Genomic DNA, 16,974 nt, shown 5'->3' with positions numbered 1-16,974 from the left:
TAGAATTACGCATTCTAGAGTCTAGAATCGGAGCAAAAGTGCCAGTATTGGAAGACAAAAGTGGCACTTTTGTTACGGCAAAGGGGCAGTTTAGTTACGGCAAAGGGGTAGTTTAGTTACGGCAAAGCATAAGTTTTCTGGGTTAAAATGCAAACTCCATAATAAAACGAGCATTTCTGCGTTATAAGAGAAATGAATTCAAAGTGTACATCCCTCATTCTTACACTCGTCATGCTATTGATGAGCAGTGTTGTCGTGGCGCAATCTTTCACGTTGAAAGGTCGCGTGACCGACGAGGATGGCAATGCCCTTGAGTTTGCCACCGTGGCCTGTGCCAAGCAAGCTAAGGTAACGATGACCGACCTGAAGGGTGAATTCAACATGAAACTACAATCGGCCGACTCGGTAGAGATACGCTTCTCTATGGTTGGCTACAAGACCCGCACCCGAGTACTGAGAAACCCGCGCACCACGCAGACGCTGCAAATACAGATGTCACCCATGCAGGAACTCAGCGAAGTGGTGATCACAGAGCGCCGCCGACAGACCACGCAGATGCAGGAGATTGATGCTAAGGAGCTGAAGGCCACGCCATCTGCATCGGGCAATGCCGTGGAGGAACTGATACAGCAGCAGGCTGGCGTCTCTACACACAACGAGCTCTCCAGCCAATATAACGTCAGAGGTGGCTCGTTCGACGAGAACTCGGTGTATATCAACAATATCGAGGTTTACCGCCCGCTACTCATCAGAAGCGGTCAGCAGGAAGGCCTCTCGGTCATCAACCCTGATATGGTTGAGAAGATTGGTTTCTCGTCAGGCGGTTTCTCAGCTAAGTATGGCGACAAGATGTCGAGTGCGCTGGATATCACCTACAAGCGTCCCAAGGCATTTGAAGCCACGGCTATGGCTTCGCTGCTGGGCGGAAGCGCCTATGTCGGCATGTCGAACAAGAAGTTTTCCATGAGTCACGGCCTGAGATATAAGACAAACAGGTATCTACTTGGCTCACTCGAAACAACTGGAGAATACAGACCAAATCAGCTTGATTATCAGTCGTATATAACTTACAAGCCCAACAAGCGGTGGTCGTTAGACCTGCTGGGAAACATCTCTGAAAACCATTACAACTTCAAGCCGCACGATCGTGAAACGAGCTTCGGCACGATGCAGTCGACAAAATCATTCAAGGTGTACTTTGACGGACAGGAAAAAGACATCTTCCGCACACTCTTTGGGGCCGCATCCATCACTCGTCACATCAGCGATTCACTCAGCATCAAACTGCTCTGGTCGGCCTTCCACACCAAGGAGCAAGAGGCTTACGACATACAGGGACAATACTGGCTGAACGATGCTCAGAGCGCAGAGCAACTGGGCGTGGGCACCTATGCCGAACATGCGCGCAACTATCTCACGGCCAACGTACAGAGCCTGAAGCTGATGGTGAACAGGAAGTTGAAGCGACATGAGATAGAAGGAGGACTGGTGGTGAAGTGGGAACACCTGAAAGAGCAGAGTCGTGAGTACGAGATGCGCGACTCCAGCGGCTACTCCATTCCCCACACCGGCAACCGTCTGGACCTTATCTACACGCTTTCGTCCAAAAACGATATGCGCTCCACACGCATTGAAGGCTATGTGCAAGACGTCTTCCGATGGCACAACGGCGACAACTTCTTCACGTTGAACTATGGTGTTCGCTTTGCCAACTGGTCGTTCAACAAAGAGACGCTGGTGTCTCCCAGGGCCTCGCTGGCGTTGGTGCCCGCCTATAATCCAGATATCACCTACCGACTGGCCACAGGTATCTACTACCAGGCACCGTTCTATAAGGAGTTTCGCGATACGACTGCCGTGGGCAGCATCACAAAAGTGACGCTCAACAAGCACATCAAGAGTCAGCGCTCGTTCCAGATTATAGGAGCGATGGACTACCGGTTCAAGATGAAAGACCTGCCCTATAAGTTTAGTGCCGAGGTCTATTATAAAGCGCTGTCTAATTTGGTGCCCTATAACATACAAAACGTGAAGACGACCTACTACGGCGAGAACCTCTGTTCGGGCTATGCCGCAGGTCTCGACTTGAAGCTCTATGGCGAGTTTGTGCCTGGCACCGACTCGTGGATAAGTCTCTCGCTGATGCGTACACAACAGAAGATGAACGGCCAGTGGATCCCAATGCCCACCGACCAACGCTACGCACTCAACCTGCACTTCACCGACTATTTCCCAGGTACCACGCGTTGGAAGATGACCCTGAAACTGGCCTATGCCGACGGACTGCCCTTCGGCGCGCCCCATCGCGGCATCACCAACCAGAGCTTCAGGGCGCCTGCCTACAAAAGAGCGGACATCGGTATGAGCTATCTGGCCTATCAGCCATCGGAGTCAGAAACAAAGAAATACAGCATTAAGCGCGTTTGGCTGGGCATCGACTGTCTAAATCTGTTTGGCATTTCCAACGTAAACAGCTACTACTGGGTGACCGACGTCACCAACCGCCAATGGGCTGTTCCCAACTATCTGACAGGGCGCCAGATTAACGGCAAGATCATTGTAGAGTTGTAATTCGTACAACTCACAATATCAACAAATTAGCGCCCAAATGAAAAAAAATCAGAAATTGCGCTTTTGTTTCAGTATTTTTTTGTAATTTTGCACCATTCTTATAAAATTGTAAGGACTTACTAGATAGTCATTAACGGTGCAAAGAAAATATAAACGATAACAAAAATATGAAAAAGTTATTATCTTTACTTGCAGTTACTAGTTTAACATTAACCAGCTGTATTGACCACGAAACAAATCTATACAAAGGCGATGACAGCAAGGCTATCAAACAGAACGCAGAGAACGTTTTAGGCCAAATTGTTAGACAAGATTGGAGTTCTATTAACCAAGGCTCAGTGAAAATCATCGCTAATGCCCCTCTCAACAACATCGTAAAGGTGCAGATTCTGACCGAATCACCTTTCGGCAATCCTAATGCAAGAGTACTGAATGAAGCAGAAATCGTCAACGGACGCTATGTGACATTGAAATACGATGCACCCAACGTTTACGACAGACTGATTGCTGCCTGTGTCAACGATAAAGGCGTCTACTACGTACAGTCGTTCGGACTGCAAGATGCAGAAGTTGACTTCGGTGAAGTAGCCGAATCACGCAGAGCTCGTGCTGCCGAATACACATATCCCGCCGCCAGCTCTATCGTACTGGGCGAACCTGTCAAGTCTTTCAATGCACTTCGTGCCGAGGCTACCCTCAACAGCGAGACGCATCAGATTATGGTGAACGATGGTACCAACGATTTCTATTACATGAATCTGTACGACGCTTCATGGGCCAACGATCGTCTCTGGTCTCCACAGGCCAAAACCGATGGTGACTGGAAGATCACAGAGAACGGCATCTACAAGGAAATCAAAGAGACCGTCGACATGACCACCGTCAAGGCTATCTGCGATGCATACCTCCAGAAGTTGGGCGGTCTGCACCCCACCAACGGACGAAGCAACAACTGGGAACTCATTGCTGAGGGCAATGATCACTTTATCATCAACAACAACTACCTCATCAGCGATGGAACGCCCCTGATTGTAACACCCGTTCAGATGGGAACCTCTGAAGGCAACAACAATAATATTTACTATTACTATTTCGACCCTGCCAAGACTGCAGGCATGACCTCTGAGCAGGAAGCCAACTATATCAAGGCTCTGCCAAAGTTCAAGGCCATGAAAGGTTTGGCCAACAAGTCTAACTTCTTCAGAGACAAGGCCTACCTGCTCCCCTACTATGGTAATGGCACACTGGAAAATGGCGCGACTGCCTCTGCAGGACTGGCTATCCCCAAGGGCTATAAGATTGGTTTCCTGAACAGAAAGGGCTACGCCGGCAAGACAGAACAGGACTGCACCAGCGGTTGCACCTATGGCGACGGTCGTTTGAACGTAGAGGTGAACCACTTACATGGTCACTACCTGTCGGCCATCGACACCAAATTGGCAGCAACCATCAGAAAGAACGACCCCAATGCCAAAGACGATCTGCGCTATGGTAAGACGACCAACGGCATGCAGTTCGACAGCCCACGTATCGCAGTGTTCAGCGCCAACGACCGTACATACCTCTGCTTTGAGGATGGTTCTGACTGTAACTTCTGCGACATGATTCTGGAAGTATCTCAGGGTGCAAAGACCATCGACGAGTCACCCGCCCCCGAAGCATCGCTCTATACCATGTGTTTCGAAGACCGCCTGGCTTCTGCCGACTACGACATGAACGACATTGTGCTGCAGGCTTCACGCATCAACGAGACAACCATCAGACTGAGCCTCGTGGCAAGTGGTGCCGACGACCTGCTGCAGCTTGAGATTCCCGGCTATGACGAAGCTATGCTGGCTAGTAAAGAGGTGCATGAGCTCTTCAACGTCACACCTGGTTCTACGTTTATCAACACCAAGACAGGTCAGGATTCGTTCGAGCCTATCAGCGAAGACTTCGAGGTGGCAGCAGACCTGAGCATCGAGGACTTCCTGAAGACCATCAAGCTGAAAAACCTCACCACAGGCAAGACAATCACTGTTCCCACAACAGCTGGCGAGCCTCCCTATGCAATCATCGTCCCCTTGAACTTTGCATATCCCTTGGAGACCGTTTGCATCAAGGATGCCTACAGCAAGTTCACAGAGTGGGTTCAGACCAACGACCAGACCATCTACTGGTATCTGGACATCAACACAGAAAAGGTTTACCCCAACAATGAGTAAAACAATGAAATAGTCTTAATATGCTATACAAAGAGAGATTATTGCTCACAACACGCAATAATCTCTCTTTTTTTTGATAAAAAAGACCAAAAAGAAGCAGAAATTCATTAATCTTTTGTACCTTTGTGCCACAATTTTATTAATCTAAATGATACGATTATGAGAATTTCACACATTGAGCATCTGGGCATTGCTGTACAGAGCATTGAAGAGAGCCTGCCATTCTTTGAGAACGTGCTGGGCTTGAAGTGCTACAACATTGAGACCGTTGAGGACCAAAAAGTGAAAACTGCATTCTTAAAATGTGGCGAGGTAAAGCTGGAACTGCTTGAGCCCACATCACCTGAGAGCACCATTCAGAAATGGCTCGACAAAGGTAACAAGGGTGTTCATCATGTAGCCTTCTGCATAGAGGATGGCGTTGCCAACGCACTGGCAGAAGTGAGCGAGAAAGGTGTACGTCTCATCGATCAGGCTCCAAGAAAGGGTGCCGAGAATCTGAACATCGCCTTCCTCCATCCCAAATCAACATGTGGTATATTGACAGAATTATGTGAACATTAATAATAATTATGAGCAAGCAATTAGAAAAGATCAAACAACTCATCGAGAAGCGCGAACAAGCTCGTCTCGGTGGTGGTGAGAAAGCCATTCAAAAGCAACACGACCGTGGTAAATATACAGCACGCGAGCGCATCGAAATGCTTCTCGACGAAGGCTCTTTTGAGGAGTACGACATGTTCAAGGAGCATCGTTGTCACAACTTCGGCATGGAGAAGAAGCAGTTCCTGGGCGACGGTGTTGTAGCTGGTTCAGGTACTATCGACGGACGTCTGGTATATGTATTTGCACAGGACTTCACCGTTCATGCCGGTTCTCTTTCTGAGACCATGAGCCAGAAGATTTGCAAAGTCATGGATATGGCCATGAAGATGGGTGCACCTGTTATCGGCATCAACGACTCGGGTGGCGCACGTATTCAGGAAGGTATCAACTCTCTGGCAGGTTTTGCCGAGATCTTCGAGCGTAACATCCTGGCTTCAGGTGTGATTCCTCAGATCAGCGGTATCTTTGGTCCTTGCGCTGGTGGCTCTGTTTACAGCCCTGCCCTGACCGACTTCACCCTGATGATGGAAGGCACATCATACATGTTCCTCACCGGTCCTAAGGTGGTGAAGACCGTTACGGGCGAGGACATCGACCAGGAGCACCTGGGTGGTGCCAGCGTTCACGCAACCAAGTCGGGTGTGACACACTTCACGGCAAAGACCGAGGAGGAAGGTCTGCAGATGATCAAGACCCTCCTGTCATATATTCCTTCAAACAATATGGAGGTGGCTCCTCGCAAGAAGTGCGACGACCCCATCAACCGTATGGAGGACATGCTCAATGAGATTATCCCCGAGAACCCCAACGAGGCATACGATATGTACAAGGTCATCGGTGCCGTTGTTGATAACGGAGAGTTCTTTGAAGTACAGCCTAAGTTCGCTAAGAACATCATCGTAGGTTTCGCTCGCTTCAACGGTCAGAGCGTAGGTATCGTTGCCAACCAGCCTTCATGCTACGCTGGTGTGCTCGACGTGAACGCTTCACGTAAGGGTGCACGCTTCGTACGCTTCTGCGACGCCTTCAACATTCCTATCGTTTCATTCGTTGACGTACCTGGATTCTTGCCCGGTACAGGTCAGGAGTACAACGCAGTGATCCTGCACGGTGCCCAGTTGCTCTACGCTTACGGTGAGGCTACAGTGCCCAAGATCACAGTCACACTGCGTAAGTCTTACGGTGGTTCACACATCGTAATGGGTTCTAAGCAGCTCCACACCGACCTGAACTATGCATGGCCTTCTGCCGAGATCGCCGTGATGGGTGCCTCTGGTGCTGCTGCCGTTCTTTACGCTAAAGAAGCAAAGGCCAAGAAGGAAGCTGGCGAAGATGTTAAGGCCTTCATCGCTGAGAAGGAGGAAGAGTACAACGAGCTCTTCGCTAATCCTTATCAGGCTGCTAAGTACGGCTACATCGACGATGTGATCGAACCACGCAACACACGTTTCCGCATCTGCCGCGCACTGGCACAGCTCGCTACAAAACGCGACGCCCTGCCCGCTAAGAAGCATGGTAACATTCCAATGTAATCAGAACCGCATATGAAAACGAACGAAGTTTATGCTGCTATTGCAATGGCTCTGCACGAGCACCTTGGCAATAATGTCCACGACATAGAGCCCGGCATCATCACAATTGCTGAGCATCCCACACAGTGGAATGGTTATGCACAGACAATGACAGCACATCCATAAATCAAGATTCAAACAAAGATGAAAGAATATAAGTATACCATCAACGGAACAAAGTATGAAGTTGCTGTAGGCGACATCGAGGATAACCTCGTATGCGTGACAGTAAATGGCGAAGAATACAAAGTAGAACTTGAGAAGCAGGCTGAACCTGAGAAGAAGAAGCCTGTGCTCGGCAAGCCCGCAGCAGCTGCTTCTGCCCCCGCAGAAGGTGGTGAAGCTACTAGCAAGGCCGTGAACAAGAACAACGCCGTGAAAGCTCCCCTGCCCGGTGTTATCACAGACATCAAGGTTGCCGTAGGTGACCAGGTAGCCGTAGGCGACACCGTTGTTGTGCTCGAGGCTATGAAGATGGCCAACAACCTAGCAGCAGAAAAAGCTGGTACCGTTACCGCTATCTGTGTAAAGGTTGGCGAAAGCGTTATGGAAGACGACGCACTTATCGTTATCGAATAATAATAAGTTCTATACAAAGAAGAAAGGCTGGTTCGCAAATGGAACCAGCCTTTTTTTCTTCTCATCAACGAATGCCTAAGAGGCGATCCGTGCTGTTATTTGTAGAGATAATAATAGAAGTAACTGCCACGATGACGTTCTAATGCACGAAGACGACGTGCAGACTTGTCAGGGATCTGTTTCTTCAGATCACGTATGGCCACCCACTGGTCATATACCAAAGAATCCTGACGGGCAATGACCGTATCACCTTGGATAGAGCGATACATGACCATCGCTTCCTGATAGTGACGAGGCAAGCTAACAGAATCCGAAATCTCGTAATAGCGCGGCAGAGCATGTGCAAACGCTTTCAGGTTCTTATCCATCAAAAAGCCACAAAGCACATAGTCGGCCACAGCACGCGTCGCAAACGAGTCGCGCTCGACGGCGTTCAGGTACTGCCATACATCAATGGGGCGCTTGGGTCTGCCGCCAAGATGCTTATAGATAGAATCCGCCGGCAGCAACAACAGACGGCTCTGGCTGTCCTTTAATGGCAACAGATCGGTGCTCTTCCCCTCTAGGGCATATTCAAATAGGTGCTCGCCCATCTCGCCCTTTCTAGAAAGAGCAAATGCTCGCAACATGGTCAAGCTGGCATTGGTCTCTAGCGACTTTGCGCCGACATGCAGCGCTTCATCGTCATCACCATGCAACAACGACGTTTCTGCATGAGCCTGGAAATGGAACACCGCATTGGTGTTGGTACTAAACGTCACAAACAGCACCATCACGAGCAGTATCAAGACATTCTGCCATACATCTCGTGAGAAATAGGCATTATTCACATTGTTCTGGTTCTCGAAAGTCAGCAACTGCTTAGACAACCATACGCATGCTCCCCATAAGAGAAGCACTAATGGTATAAGCCATTTCCAGTCGCCCAACGAATAGTCTAGATGATCGTCAAAGTTGAAGTCTGAGATAAGAGCCAGAAACAACATTGATGGCAGATAAGTCAAGGCATACGACCGCTTGGACTGACGGAGAATCAAAGAGACCACCAACTGCAGCAGATATAATGCCAAGGTGATGAAGATGGCGCCAAGCGAACGGTTATAATGCGTTGCACCATCACTTAGAATGTGCTGGGAAACAGCTAACACATCTGCCTGGAAAGCATAGAGCCAGACAAACGAAAACAACCAAAAACAGACGGCACAGGCCACCTTGACAGTGGTCGTGCCGTTCTTATGATTTGAATAATCTCTTCTCATTAGTTTTTCTTCAGAACTACTGCTGAACGCGCAGGAATATATAGTTTCAACCACTCCTTATGATCCTTAACATAGAGAGGATCATAGTTTGTGAAGTGCGTCACCGAATCATCGGCAAATCCATGTCCGCCAAATGCCGGTGAGTCTGTATTCAACACGACATCATAGGAACCCGTGGGAACCAGGAAGCCATAGTCTGTAAACGACTGTGTCGGAGAGAAGTTGAACACAAATATCAAGTCACCTCGCATGAAGGCCAGCACCTGATCGGCGTCGTTGTGCCATATCTCAACAATGGGTTTTGCCTGGAAGTTACGAACACTCTTAATCACACGAAGCATCTCGCGGTCGAAGTCGCCCAACCAGTGATAACAGAGATCTTTGTTGTCAACCAGATTCCACTGACGTCGTGCATACTTATAGCTCCACCCATTACCCTCACGAGGGAAGTCGATCCATTCCGGATGACCATATTCGTTACCCATGAAGTTCAGGTATCCGCCATTGATGGCTGCCGCCGTCACAAGACGTATCATCTTATGGAGCGCAATGCCTCGCTCAGCAACACCGTTGACATCCTTCTTAGCGAAGTGCCAGTACATGTCAGCATCTATCAGACGGAAGACGATGGTCTTGTCGCCTACCAATGCCTGATCATGACTCTCACAATAAGAGATGGTCTTCTCATCTGGACGGCGATTCTTCACCTCCCAGAAGATTGAGCTAGGCTTCCAGTTCTCATCTGGCTGTTCCTTGATGGTCTTAATCCAATAATCAGGAATGTTCATCGCCATACGATAATCAAAGCCATAGCCACCATCCTCAAACTTGGCTGCCAAACCTGGCATACCACTGACCTCCTCGGCGATGGTAATAGCATCAGGGTTGACCTCGTGTATCAGCTTATTGGCCAGCGTGAGGTAGCAGATGGCATTATCATCCTCGTGTCCATTGAAGTAGTCACCATAACCACAGAAAGCCTCTCCCAAACCATGACTATAGTAGAGCATGGATGTCACGCCATCAAATCGGAAGCCATCAAAATGGTACTCCTCTTGCCAATAGCGACAGTTTGAAAGCAGGAAATGCAGCACTTCGTCCTTGCCGTAGTCAAAGCAAAGAGAATCCCATGCTGGATGTTCATGACGGTCACCAGGATAGAAATACTGATTGGGATCGCCCGCCAGATTGCCCAAACCTTCAATTTCGTTCTTCACAGCATGCGAATGAACGATATCCATAATCACTGCCACGCCCTTCTTATGGGCCTCGTCGATGAGCTGCTTCAACTCTTCTGGCGTGCCGAAGCGCGATGATGGTGCAAAGAACGATGACACGTGATAGCCAAAAGAACCATAGTAGGGATGCTCTTGGATGGCCATCACCTGAATGCAGTTATAACCATCATCGACCACACGAGGCAACACATTCTCGCGGAATTCATTATAGGTACCTACTTTCTCGGCATCCTGTCCCATACCCACATGACATTCGTAGATGAGCAGGGGGGATTTCTTGGGTTTGAAGTTCTTTTTCTTAAACTCATAGGGGACAGCCGGATTCCATACCTGAGCAGAGAATATCTTGGTATTTTCATCCTGCACCACTCGGCGGCACCAAGCAGGAATGCGTTCACCCTCTCCCCCATTCCATCTTACTTTCATCTTGTAGAGCTGTCCATGCTTCAGGTCACGCTCTTTCAGTTTCAGTTCCCAGTTTCCTGTGCCTTCAATACGCTTCAACTTATACTTCTCGGTCTCCTTCCAATCGTTGAAGTCGCCTATCAGGTATATCTCTGTTGCATTAGGAGCCCACTCACGAAACACCCATCCTCTTAGTAGCTTATGGAGTCCGAAGTAAAGATGTCCTGATGCAAAGTCTTTCAATGTCTTTTTGCCATTTCGAGTCAATTGGTTCAACTTCCATACGGCGTGCTCATGACGCCCACGTATAGCGTCTTCAAAAGGTTCCAGCCAACTGTCATTTTGCACAAGTCCAATATGCTGGATTTCAGTTGTTTTTTTAGTAGTTGCCATAGTTTTATGCTTTTACTTTAAAGATAGCTTTTTTGATTGTCGGTGCCATTGAAATGCAGGGAGCATGACCATCCTGAGGAAAGAAGACGGCGAACATACCAGGTTGACAGTCTATAAAGCTATCGGCCATCTGTCCAGGATATTTCGTGATGTCCTTCTCAGCTTGATATGGCACGTCAGGAAGATTGCACAAAGGCGTGTAGCCGTAAGTCTCCATACCGTCAAGAGGTATCTGTATGTCAACCATCTTACGATGGGTCTCTATCACGGCCTCGTCGGGAGTCTTGCCCTTAGCCACCTGGATATTCACAAACAGATCATCACCATCAATCACATGTTTACCTTCTGCAAGTGTCATGAGGTCATTCTCACGAAGAAAGGCTACGACCTTCTTAAACAAAGGATTAACAGCCACGTATTTCTCTAGGTTCTCAAGCGTATCAATAATCATATTAGTCTAAGTTTTAAAGTTTGTTCTAAACATTATTCATCCAACTGGCGACGGCCGTTGACATACGAGCCTTTAGCCGTTACCTTGCCGTTCTTATCTTTCTCGACGAAACTGCCTTCTCTGTGACCATCTACATAGTTGCCCTCAAAGCGTGTTCCATCGTTTTTCTCCTCAATAGAAAAGCCATTACGCTTTCCATTCTTGAAGATGGCTTTAAACTTGGAGCCGTCGGCCAGATGACCGATACATTCTCCATTGGGTTCACCATTGCTGAACTGTCCTTCGACGGTGTCTCCCTGCTTGGTGACCAGTTTGCCGCGTCCTGTAGGTTTGTCAGCATGCCATTCTCCGGTATAGCTATCGCCATTTTTCCAGGTTACCGTGCCCTGGCCTTCTTTGTCACCATCGCGCAACTGACCTTGATATCTGTCGCCGTTGGCATAGTTGATAACGCCCTGACAAGTACGCTGACCACGAACATAATCGCCCTGATAGATATCTCCATTTTGGAAACGATAGATGCCCTTGCCATGCTGCACGTCATTTCTCCACTGACCTACATAGACATCGCCGTCAGCATATTTATAGGTACCTTCGCCGTTGCGCTTATTGTCAAGCCACTGGCCGTCGTACGATGAGCCGTCCGACCAATAGAAATAGCCCTTTCCGCTCTTTTTGTCAGCTTTCCATTCACCGTCGTAATAGGCACCGCTGGCAAAAGTGTACTTACCCTTGCCTTCACGCTTGTCCTCTTTCCAACTGCCATTATAGATATCGCCATTAAAGTAGTACATAATACCATGTCCCTGCTGATAATCGCAATACCACAGACCTACATATTTATTGTTATTCTGGAAGTAATAGGTGCCCTGACCATGCTGATGGTCCTGCAACCACTGACCTTCGTATTTCTCACCATCGGGGAAGATATAGATACCAAAACCTTCGCGTTTACCTTTCACATACTCTCCTTCGTAAACGTCACCATTCTTCCATACGGTTTTCCCTTTTCCATTTGGCTTTCCAGCAGACATCTCTCCATTATACTCGCCCTTATCCTTTGTAATACATGAACCTAGAGTGATTTTCTGGGCGTGCACTGGGCACATCAAAAAAGAAAAACCTAATGTCAACAATATATCTCGTATATTCATAGTCTTTATCTTTATTTGCCCCAAAATTACTAAAAAAATGTGTTGTTGACAAATTAATCACTCATTATGAATTATGAATTATGAATTTTTAGTATCTTTGCGTCGTAAAAACATATAAACGATGAAATTTATTGGTATTATCCCCGCCCGCTATGCTTCTACCCGTTTTCCTGGGAAGCCCCTTGCCATACTGGGCGGAAAAACAGTTATTCAGAGAGTTTACGAACAGGTTGTCAACGTATTAGGTGAAGCCTACGTCGCCACCGATGATGAGCGCATCTTCAAGGCTGTTGAGCAGTTTGGCGGACGCGCTGTCATGACTCGCAATGACCACAAAAGTGGAACAGACCGCATTGAGGAGGCTGCACAGAAAATCAAGACTGATGCTGACGTCATCATCAACATACAAGGTGACGAGCCCTTCATCCAGAAGAGCCAGCTAGAAACCGTCAAGCATCTCTTTGACGACCCACAGACTCAGATTGCAACACTGGGAAAACCCTTTGAAACCATGGAGGCCGTAGAGAATCCCAACTCACCTAAAATCATTTGCGATGTCAACGGCTATGCCATGTACTTCAGTCGAAGTGTGATACCTTATATCAGAGGAAAAGAACAAAAGGAATGGATCAAGCACTTCCCCTTCATCAAGCATATTGGACTTTATGCCTATCGACGCGAAGTGCTGTCAGAAATAACAAAACTGCCCCAAAGCCCACTGGAGTTAGCCGAGAGCCTGGAGCAGTTGCGCTGGTTGCAAAACGGTTATCGCATCAAGGTTGGACTTACCGACGTAGAAACCGTTGGTATTGACACCCCCGAAGATTTGCAGCGAGCCGAGCAGTTTATCCTTGCTGCATCTGTTTGAGCAGTTCCTGCTGACGAAGAGACAAGTTGGTGGGCAGTGTCACATTGAACGTGATAATCAAGTCCGTACCATTCGATCCCTTACCGCGCAAACGAACCTTAGAGCCTGGCTGAGTGCCAGGCTTTATTTTTAGTTTCAGCTTTCTTCCATCTTGCGTGGCCACAATGACATCACCACCAAGCAGGGCTGTGTACATGTCGATAGACACCGAGGCCTGGGTGTCTGTAGGGGCGTGATGAGCACGACCGCCCATATTCCCCATTCCGCCACGGAAGAGGCTATCGAAGAACGAACTAAATCCGCCCTGACCATTAGAGAATGCGGAGAAGTCAAAACCATCGAAAGAGTCTCCACCGCGTCCGCCAGCACCCGAGAAACCGCCAAATCCGCCACCTCCGAATGCATCAGCTTCTTTCCACTGTGCACCATACTGGTCATACTTCTTACGTTTTTCTGGATCACCGATCACGTCATAAGCCTCGTTTAATGCCTGAAACTTTGCCTTTGCTTTCGGATCATCGGGATGAAGGTCCGGATGAAACTGCTTAGCGCGCTTCAAGTAGGCTCGCTTCACATCCTTTTGAGGGATGTTTTTATCTACACCTAAGATCTTGTAATAATCAATAAATGCCATAATACAATCCTCCTTTTTTTACTCAAATATCAGCAAAAAACATGCCATGGGCATGAAAAAAGAGCCTTAGTCGAAAACTAAAGGCTCTTTTTATCTGAAAGAATGAATAATTTACTTAGCGTAAGCAACAGAACGAGTCTCACGGATCACCGTGATCTTCACCTGACCAGGATAGGTCATCTCGTTCTGAATCTTTGTAGCGATCTCGCCACTCAGTGCCTCGGTCTCTGCATCGTCCATCTTGTCAGCACCGACAATCACACGCAACTCGCGACCAGCCTGGATAGCATAGGTCTTCGTTACACCAGGATAGCTCATCGCAATGGCCTCAAGGTCGTTCAGACGCTTAATGTAGGCTTCCACGATTTCACGACGGGCACCAGGACGAGCACCACTGATTGCATCACACACCTGAACAATAGGAGCCAGCAAGGTCTGCATCTCCATCTCATCGTGGTGAGCACCAATAGCATTACAAATATCGGGTTTCTCTTTATACTTCTCGGCAATCTTGGCGCCATAGAGTGCGTGAGGCATCTCGCTCTCCTCGTCGGGCACCTTACCAATATCATGCAGAAGTCCGGCACGCTTTGCTTTCTTAGGATTCAAGCCAAGCTCAGATGCCATGACAGCACAAAGGTTGGCTGTCTCGCGGGCATGCTGCAGCAAGTTCTGTCCGTAACTTGAACGATACTTCATCTTACCAATGATACGAACCAGCTCGGGATGCAATCCGTGAATACCCAGGTCAATAGCTGTACGCTTACCAGTTTCGATAATCTCGTTATCCAACTGCTTCTTCACCTTGGTCACCACTTCTTCAATACGGGCGGGATGGATACGTCCATCGCTTACCAACTGATGGAGGGCTAGGCGACAGGTCTCACGACGCACAGGATCGAAGGCTGAAATAACGATAGCCTCGGGTGTGTCATCGACCACAATTTCAACGCCGCATGCAGCCTCAAGAGCACGGATGTTACGACCCTCACGACCAATGATGCGACCCTTTACTTCATCGTTATCAATATGGAACACCGATACAGAGTTCTCGACAGCAGTCTCAGTAGCAACGCGCTGGATTGTCTGGATCACAATCTTCTTGGCCTGTGCATTGGCATTGAGTTTTGCCTCGTCCATAATCTCATTGACATAGGCAGCAGCGTCTGTACGCGCTTCGTCCTTCATGGCTTCCACCAATCTGTTCTTTGCCTCTTCGGCGCTCAAACCAGAAAGTTCCTCCAGCTTCTCGCGCTCTTTCTGCTGCATCTTATCAAGTTCCTCCTGCTTAATAGCCAAAGAGCGCTTCTCGTTGTCAATACGCTGCTGCTGGTTATCCAGCTCATTCTTGCGACGTCCCAACTCTTCCTGACGTTGGTTCAGAGAGATTTCTCTCTGCTTCAGCTTATTCTCACTCTGTTGGATATGCTGGTTACGCTGTTGGACCTCTTTTTCCAGTTCACTCTTCTTGTTGAGGAACTTCTCTTTCACCTCCAACAACTTCTTTTCCTTAATCACTTCGGCATCTTTTTGTGCGGCATCAATAATCTGTTGCGCCTTTCCTCTAACTACTTTCAAAAAGATGAAATATCCTATTGCCACGCCAGCAGCCAACGCAGCAACAGCAACAAAAATCATAATAGATGTTTCCATATAAAAAATATGTAAAGTTAATATTCTCTCACTTGATGACTTCTTCAATCTCAGAAGTCAGTTGCGAGAGAATATCCCGATAAGGAACGGTATCATTCTTACCTAGTTCCTTTTCATATCGCAGAGCAATTTCCACCAAAGTCATCAAAGCAATCGTATGATCGCTTTTAATACCGGCGAAAACCTGCGCATAGGCGCCATATCGCTCTGATATCAACTTTGCAGCTGCACGATAGAATTCTTCATCTGCACGATCAATCGTAGCATGAATGTCTTCATCGTACACGTGCAATGTTATATTAAGTTTCTCTTTACTTCCTTCTGCCATCGCTTCCGTCTTTACTTATCACCGCTAAGAACAGCAATGCATTTATTCACATCTCGTATCAGATTGGCCACGCGGTCCTTGGCGCCTTCGAGGTCGCCGCTGGTTATCTCCAACATCTTGGCCATCTTCAACGATTGGTAGTCATGATCTTTCTGAGCCATTTGTTCCTTTAAGGACTCAATTTCAGCCTCTTTCTCCTCGACCATGGCATACAAGTCACCGTTTTCCTTTTTAATTTCTTGGAAACGGAGAATCAACTGCCGTACGCGAGTCTGGAAGTCTGCTAAAACCTTCTCGTTCTGATTCATGACTAAATTATTTCCTTACAAAGGTAGAAAAAAAAGATTAAACTATAACTTTTATAGCGTTTTTTTAATGTTTATTAATTATTTATCTACCTTTTGAGTATTTTTCTCCTTCTTTGCAAGCATCACAACGCGATATACAAAGTCTGTGACCCACTTCTCAGAGAAGCCCAAGCGCTTATTATACTCACGCACAGACAGCACCGTCTTGATGACACCAGAGTCTGTATAATCGTTTTTGGTAAATATCTCATGAACAGTCTTTTCCGTCATTGCATACAAGGCCTTCTTGAAGAAGCTGGGCAGACGCAATTTCATCTTCATCAAATTGCCTGTCAACATCATAACGTCCTGTACAAATGCCTGGAATTGTAATAAATAGGTCTGCACATCCTGTATCTTCTTGCAGCGACGACGAATGCTCTGATCAATCTCCTTAAAGAACAGATCGTCCATCTGATACATATCCTTTAAAATTCTCTTGCAGCGTGCCTTTTCGGCCACGCCCAGCTTACCGCCCTGAGTAGGCACTTTTAAAGTGGTTTTAAACACACGCAGGTCGGGCAAAGCCGCCAAATTAGAAATACCAAGATCTGCAGCTATCTCTGCCTGAAAATATACGCGAATCAATGTCATGAAGTCTTCCATGCCACCAATTTTCGCTTCTGTTTCTTGTGCCTTACGGCCAAACAAATTAGTTAAAAAGCTCATAATTTCAAAATAAATTGTGTGCAAAGATACGCTTTTTTCTCTAA

Annotated in this window: 16 protein-coding genes; 7 read left to right on the top strand and 9 right to left on the bottom strand. The window is 47.6% G+C overall.

All coding sequences use genetic code 11. The features are described from left to right. The first annotated feature begins 192 nt into the window (after nt 1-192). The 6 genes from T433_RS0108525 to T433_RS0108500 all read left to right on the top strand — a co-directional run bounded on the left by T433_RS0108525 (nt 193) and on the right by T433_RS0108500 (nt 7,531). A complete protein-coding gene (locus tag T433_RS0108525; RefSeq protein WP_027455510.1) occupies nt 193-2,571 on the top strand; it encodes a TonB-dependent receptor in 2,379 nt (792 codons plus the stop codon). Nucleotides 2,572-2,738: 167 nt separating this feature from the next. After that, the gene (locus T433_RS0108520) at nt 2,739-4,775 is read left to right on the top strand and encodes a DUF4842 domain-containing protein (RefSeq protein ID WP_081778427.1); all 2,037 of its coding nucleotides are present in this window, start codon (nt 2,739-2,741) and stop codon (nt 4,773-4,775) included. 159 nt (nt 4,776-4,934) lie between these two features. Next, nucleotides 4,935-5,339 carry a methylmalonyl-CoA epimerase gene (gene mce / locus T433_RS0108515; protein ID WP_027455508.1) on the top strand — a complete coding sequence of 135 codons (405 nt, stop codon included), beginning with the start codon at nt 4,935-4,937 and terminating at the stop codon, nt 5,337-5,339. Nucleotides 5,340-5,347: 8 nt separating this feature from the next. Continuing rightward, on the top strand, nt 5,348-6,913 hold the full coding sequence (locus tag T433_RS0108510; RefSeq protein ID WP_027450071.1) for an acyl-CoA carboxylase subunit beta: 1,566 nt from the start codon (nt 5,348-5,350) through the stop codon (nt 6,911-6,913). A 12-nt stretch (nt 6,914-6,925) separates the two neighbouring features. Continuing rightward, on the top strand, nt 6,926-7,078 hold the full coding sequence (locus T433_RS16700; RefSeq protein ID WP_169735261.1) for a hypothetical protein: 153 nt from the start codon (nt 6,926-6,928) through the stop codon (nt 7,076-7,078). Between the two features lie 18 nt (nt 7,079-7,096). Further along, nucleotides 7,097-7,531 carry a biotin/lipoyl-containing protein gene (locus T433_RS0108500; protein WP_027450072.1) on the top strand — a complete coding sequence of 145 codons (435 nt, stop codon included), beginning with the start codon at nt 7,097-7,099 and terminating at the stop codon, nt 7,529-7,531. Between the two features lie 95 nt (nt 7,532-7,626). Here the strand turns inward: T433_RS0108500 and T433_RS0108495 are convergent, their stop codons facing one another. The 4 genes from T433_RS0108495 to T433_RS0108480 are packed head-to-tail and all read right to left on the bottom strand — an operon-like array spanning nt 7,627 to nt 12,431. After that, nucleotides 7,627-8,790 (bottom strand): DUF6057 family protein, encoded by a 1,164-nt coding sequence (locus tag T433_RS0108495; RefSeq protein ID WP_027455507.1) that lies wholly within the window; start codon nt 8,788-8,790, stop codon nt 7,627-7,629. Next, entirely contained in the window at nt 8,790-10,826 is a 2,037-nt protein-coding gene (locus T433_RS0108490; RefSeq protein WP_027455506.1) for an alpha amylase C-terminal domain-containing protein, read from the bottom strand. Before T433_RS0108490 ends, T433_RS0108495 begins: the two co-directional genes overlap by 1 nt. 4 nt (nt 10,827-10,830) lie before the next feature. After that, nucleotides 10,831-11,277 (bottom strand): NanQ anomerase/TabA/YiaL family protein, encoded by a 447-nt coding sequence (locus T433_RS0108485; protein WP_027450075.1) that lies wholly within the window; start codon nt 11,275-11,277, stop codon nt 10,831-10,833. A 32-nt stretch (nt 11,278-11,309) separates the two neighbouring features. Next, nucleotides 11,310-12,431, bottom strand: coding sequence for an MORN repeat-containing protein (locus T433_RS0108480; RefSeq protein ID WP_027455505.1), 1,122 nt, complete (start codon nt 12,429-12,431; stop codon nt 11,310-11,312). Nucleotides 12,432-12,552: 121 nt separating this feature from the next. Between T433_RS0108480 and kdsB the strand changes: the two genes are divergently transcribed. Beyond that, nucleotides 12,553-13,299, top strand: coding sequence for a 3-deoxy-manno-octulosonate cytidylyltransferase (gene kdsB, locus T433_RS0108475; protein WP_027450077.1), 747 nt, complete (start codon nt 12,553-12,555; stop codon nt 13,297-13,299). Here kdsB and T433_RS0108470 read toward each other — a convergent pair. The 5 genes from T433_RS0108470 to T433_RS0108450 form a co-directional block, all read right to left on the bottom strand. Next, on the bottom strand, nt 13,277-13,933 hold the full coding sequence (locus T433_RS0108470) for a DnaJ domain-containing protein (RefSeq protein ID WP_027455504.1): 657 nt from the start codon (nt 13,931-13,933) through the stop codon (nt 13,277-13,279). The two genes, kdsB and T433_RS0108470, sit on opposite strands and share 23 nt — an antisense overlap. 111 nt (nt 13,934-14,044) lie before the next feature. Continuing rightward, the gene (rny, locus tag T433_RS0108465; protein ID WP_155808442.1) at nt 14,045-15,586 is read right to left on the bottom strand and encodes a ribonuclease Y; all 1,542 of its coding nucleotides are present in this window, start codon (nt 15,584-15,586) and stop codon (nt 14,045-14,047) included. Between the two features lie 28 nt (nt 15,587-15,614). Beyond that, nucleotides 15,615-15,914 (bottom strand): cell division protein ZapA, encoded by a 300-nt coding sequence (locus T433_RS0108460; RefSeq protein ID WP_027450080.1) that lies wholly within the window; start codon nt 15,912-15,914, stop codon nt 15,615-15,617. Between the two features lie 11 nt (nt 15,915-15,925). Then, on the bottom strand, nt 15,926-16,222 hold the full coding sequence (locus T433_RS0108455) for a hypothetical protein (protein ID WP_027450081.1): 297 nt from the start codon (nt 16,220-16,222) through the stop codon (nt 15,926-15,928). Nucleotides 16,223-16,300: 78 nt separating this feature from the next. Beyond that, the gene (locus T433_RS0108450; RefSeq protein WP_027450082.1) at nt 16,301-16,930 is read right to left on the bottom strand and encodes a hypothetical protein; all 630 of its coding nucleotides are present in this window, start codon (nt 16,928-16,930) and stop codon (nt 16,301-16,303) included. Nucleotides 16,931-16,974 lie beyond the last annotated feature (44 nt).

Origin of the sequence: Xylanibacter brevis ATCC 19188 (genome assembly GCF_000621725.1) — a bacterium.
Taxonomy (GTDB): Bacteria; Bacteroidota; Bacteroidia; order Bacteroidales; family Bacteroidaceae; genus Prevotella; species Prevotella brevis.
This window is presented reverse-complemented; position numbering and strand designations above follow the sequence as displayed.

What these genes read in the sequence shown, in the direction of transcription:
- T433_RS0108525 (WP_027455510.1), top strand. Translation starts at nt 193, where the DNA reads ATGAATTCAAAGTGTACATCCCTCATTCTTACACTCGTCATGCTATTG.
- T433_RS0108520 (WP_081778427.1), top strand. Translation starts at nt 2,739, where the DNA reads ATGAAAAAGTTATTATCTTTACTTGCAGTTACTAGTTTAACATTAACC.
- mce (WP_027455508.1), top strand. Translation starts at nt 4,935, where the DNA reads ATGAGAATTTCACACATTGAGCATCTGGGCATTGCTGTACAGAGCATT.
- T433_RS0108510 (WP_027450071.1), top strand. Translation starts at nt 5,348, where the DNA reads ATGAGCAAGCAATTAGAAAAGATCAAACAACTCATCGAGAAGCGCGAA.
- T433_RS16700 (WP_169735261.1), top strand. Translation starts at nt 6,926, where the DNA reads ATGAAAACGAACGAAGTTTATGCTGCTATTGCAATGGCTCTGCACGAG.
- T433_RS0108500 (WP_027450072.1), top strand. Translation starts at nt 7,097, where the DNA reads ATGAAAGAATATAAGTATACCATCAACGGAACAAAGTATGAAGTTGCT.
- T433_RS0108495 (WP_027455507.1), bottom strand. Translation starts at nt 8,790, where the DNA reads ATGAGAAGAGATTATTCAAATCATAAGAACGGCACGACCACTGTCAAG.
- T433_RS0108490 (WP_027455506.1), bottom strand. Translation starts at nt 10,826, where the DNA reads ATGGCAACTACTAAAAAAACAACTGAAATCCAGCATATTGGACTTGTG.
- T433_RS0108485 (WP_027450075.1), bottom strand. Translation starts at nt 11,277, where the DNA reads ATGATTATTGATACGCTTGAGAACCTAGAGAAATACGTGGCTGTTAAT.
- T433_RS0108480 (WP_027455505.1), bottom strand. Translation starts at nt 12,431, where the DNA reads ATGAATATACGAGATATATTGTTGACATTAGGTTTTTCTTTTTTGATG.
- kdsB (WP_027450077.1), top strand. Translation starts at nt 12,553, where the DNA reads ATGAAATTTATTGGTATTATCCCCGCCCGCTATGCTTCTACCCGTTTT.
- T433_RS0108470 (WP_027455504.1), bottom strand. Translation starts at nt 13,933, where the DNA reads ATGGCATTTATTGATTATTACAAGATCTTAGGTGTAGATAAAAACATC.
- rny (WP_155808442.1), bottom strand. Translation starts at nt 15,586, where the DNA reads ATGGAAACATCTATTATGATTTTTGTTGCTGTTGCTGCGTTGGCTGCT.
- T433_RS0108460 (WP_027450080.1), bottom strand. Translation starts at nt 15,914, where the DNA reads ATGGCAGAAGGAAGTAAAGAGAAACTTAATATAACATTGCACGTGTAC.
- T433_RS0108455 (WP_027450081.1), bottom strand. Translation starts at nt 16,222, where the DNA reads ATGAATCAGAACGAGAAGGTTTTAGCAGACTTCCAGACTCGCGTACGG.
- T433_RS0108450 (WP_027450082.1), bottom strand. Translation starts at nt 16,930, where the DNA reads ATGAGCTTTTTAACTAATTTGTTTGGCCGTAAGGCACAAGAAACAGAA.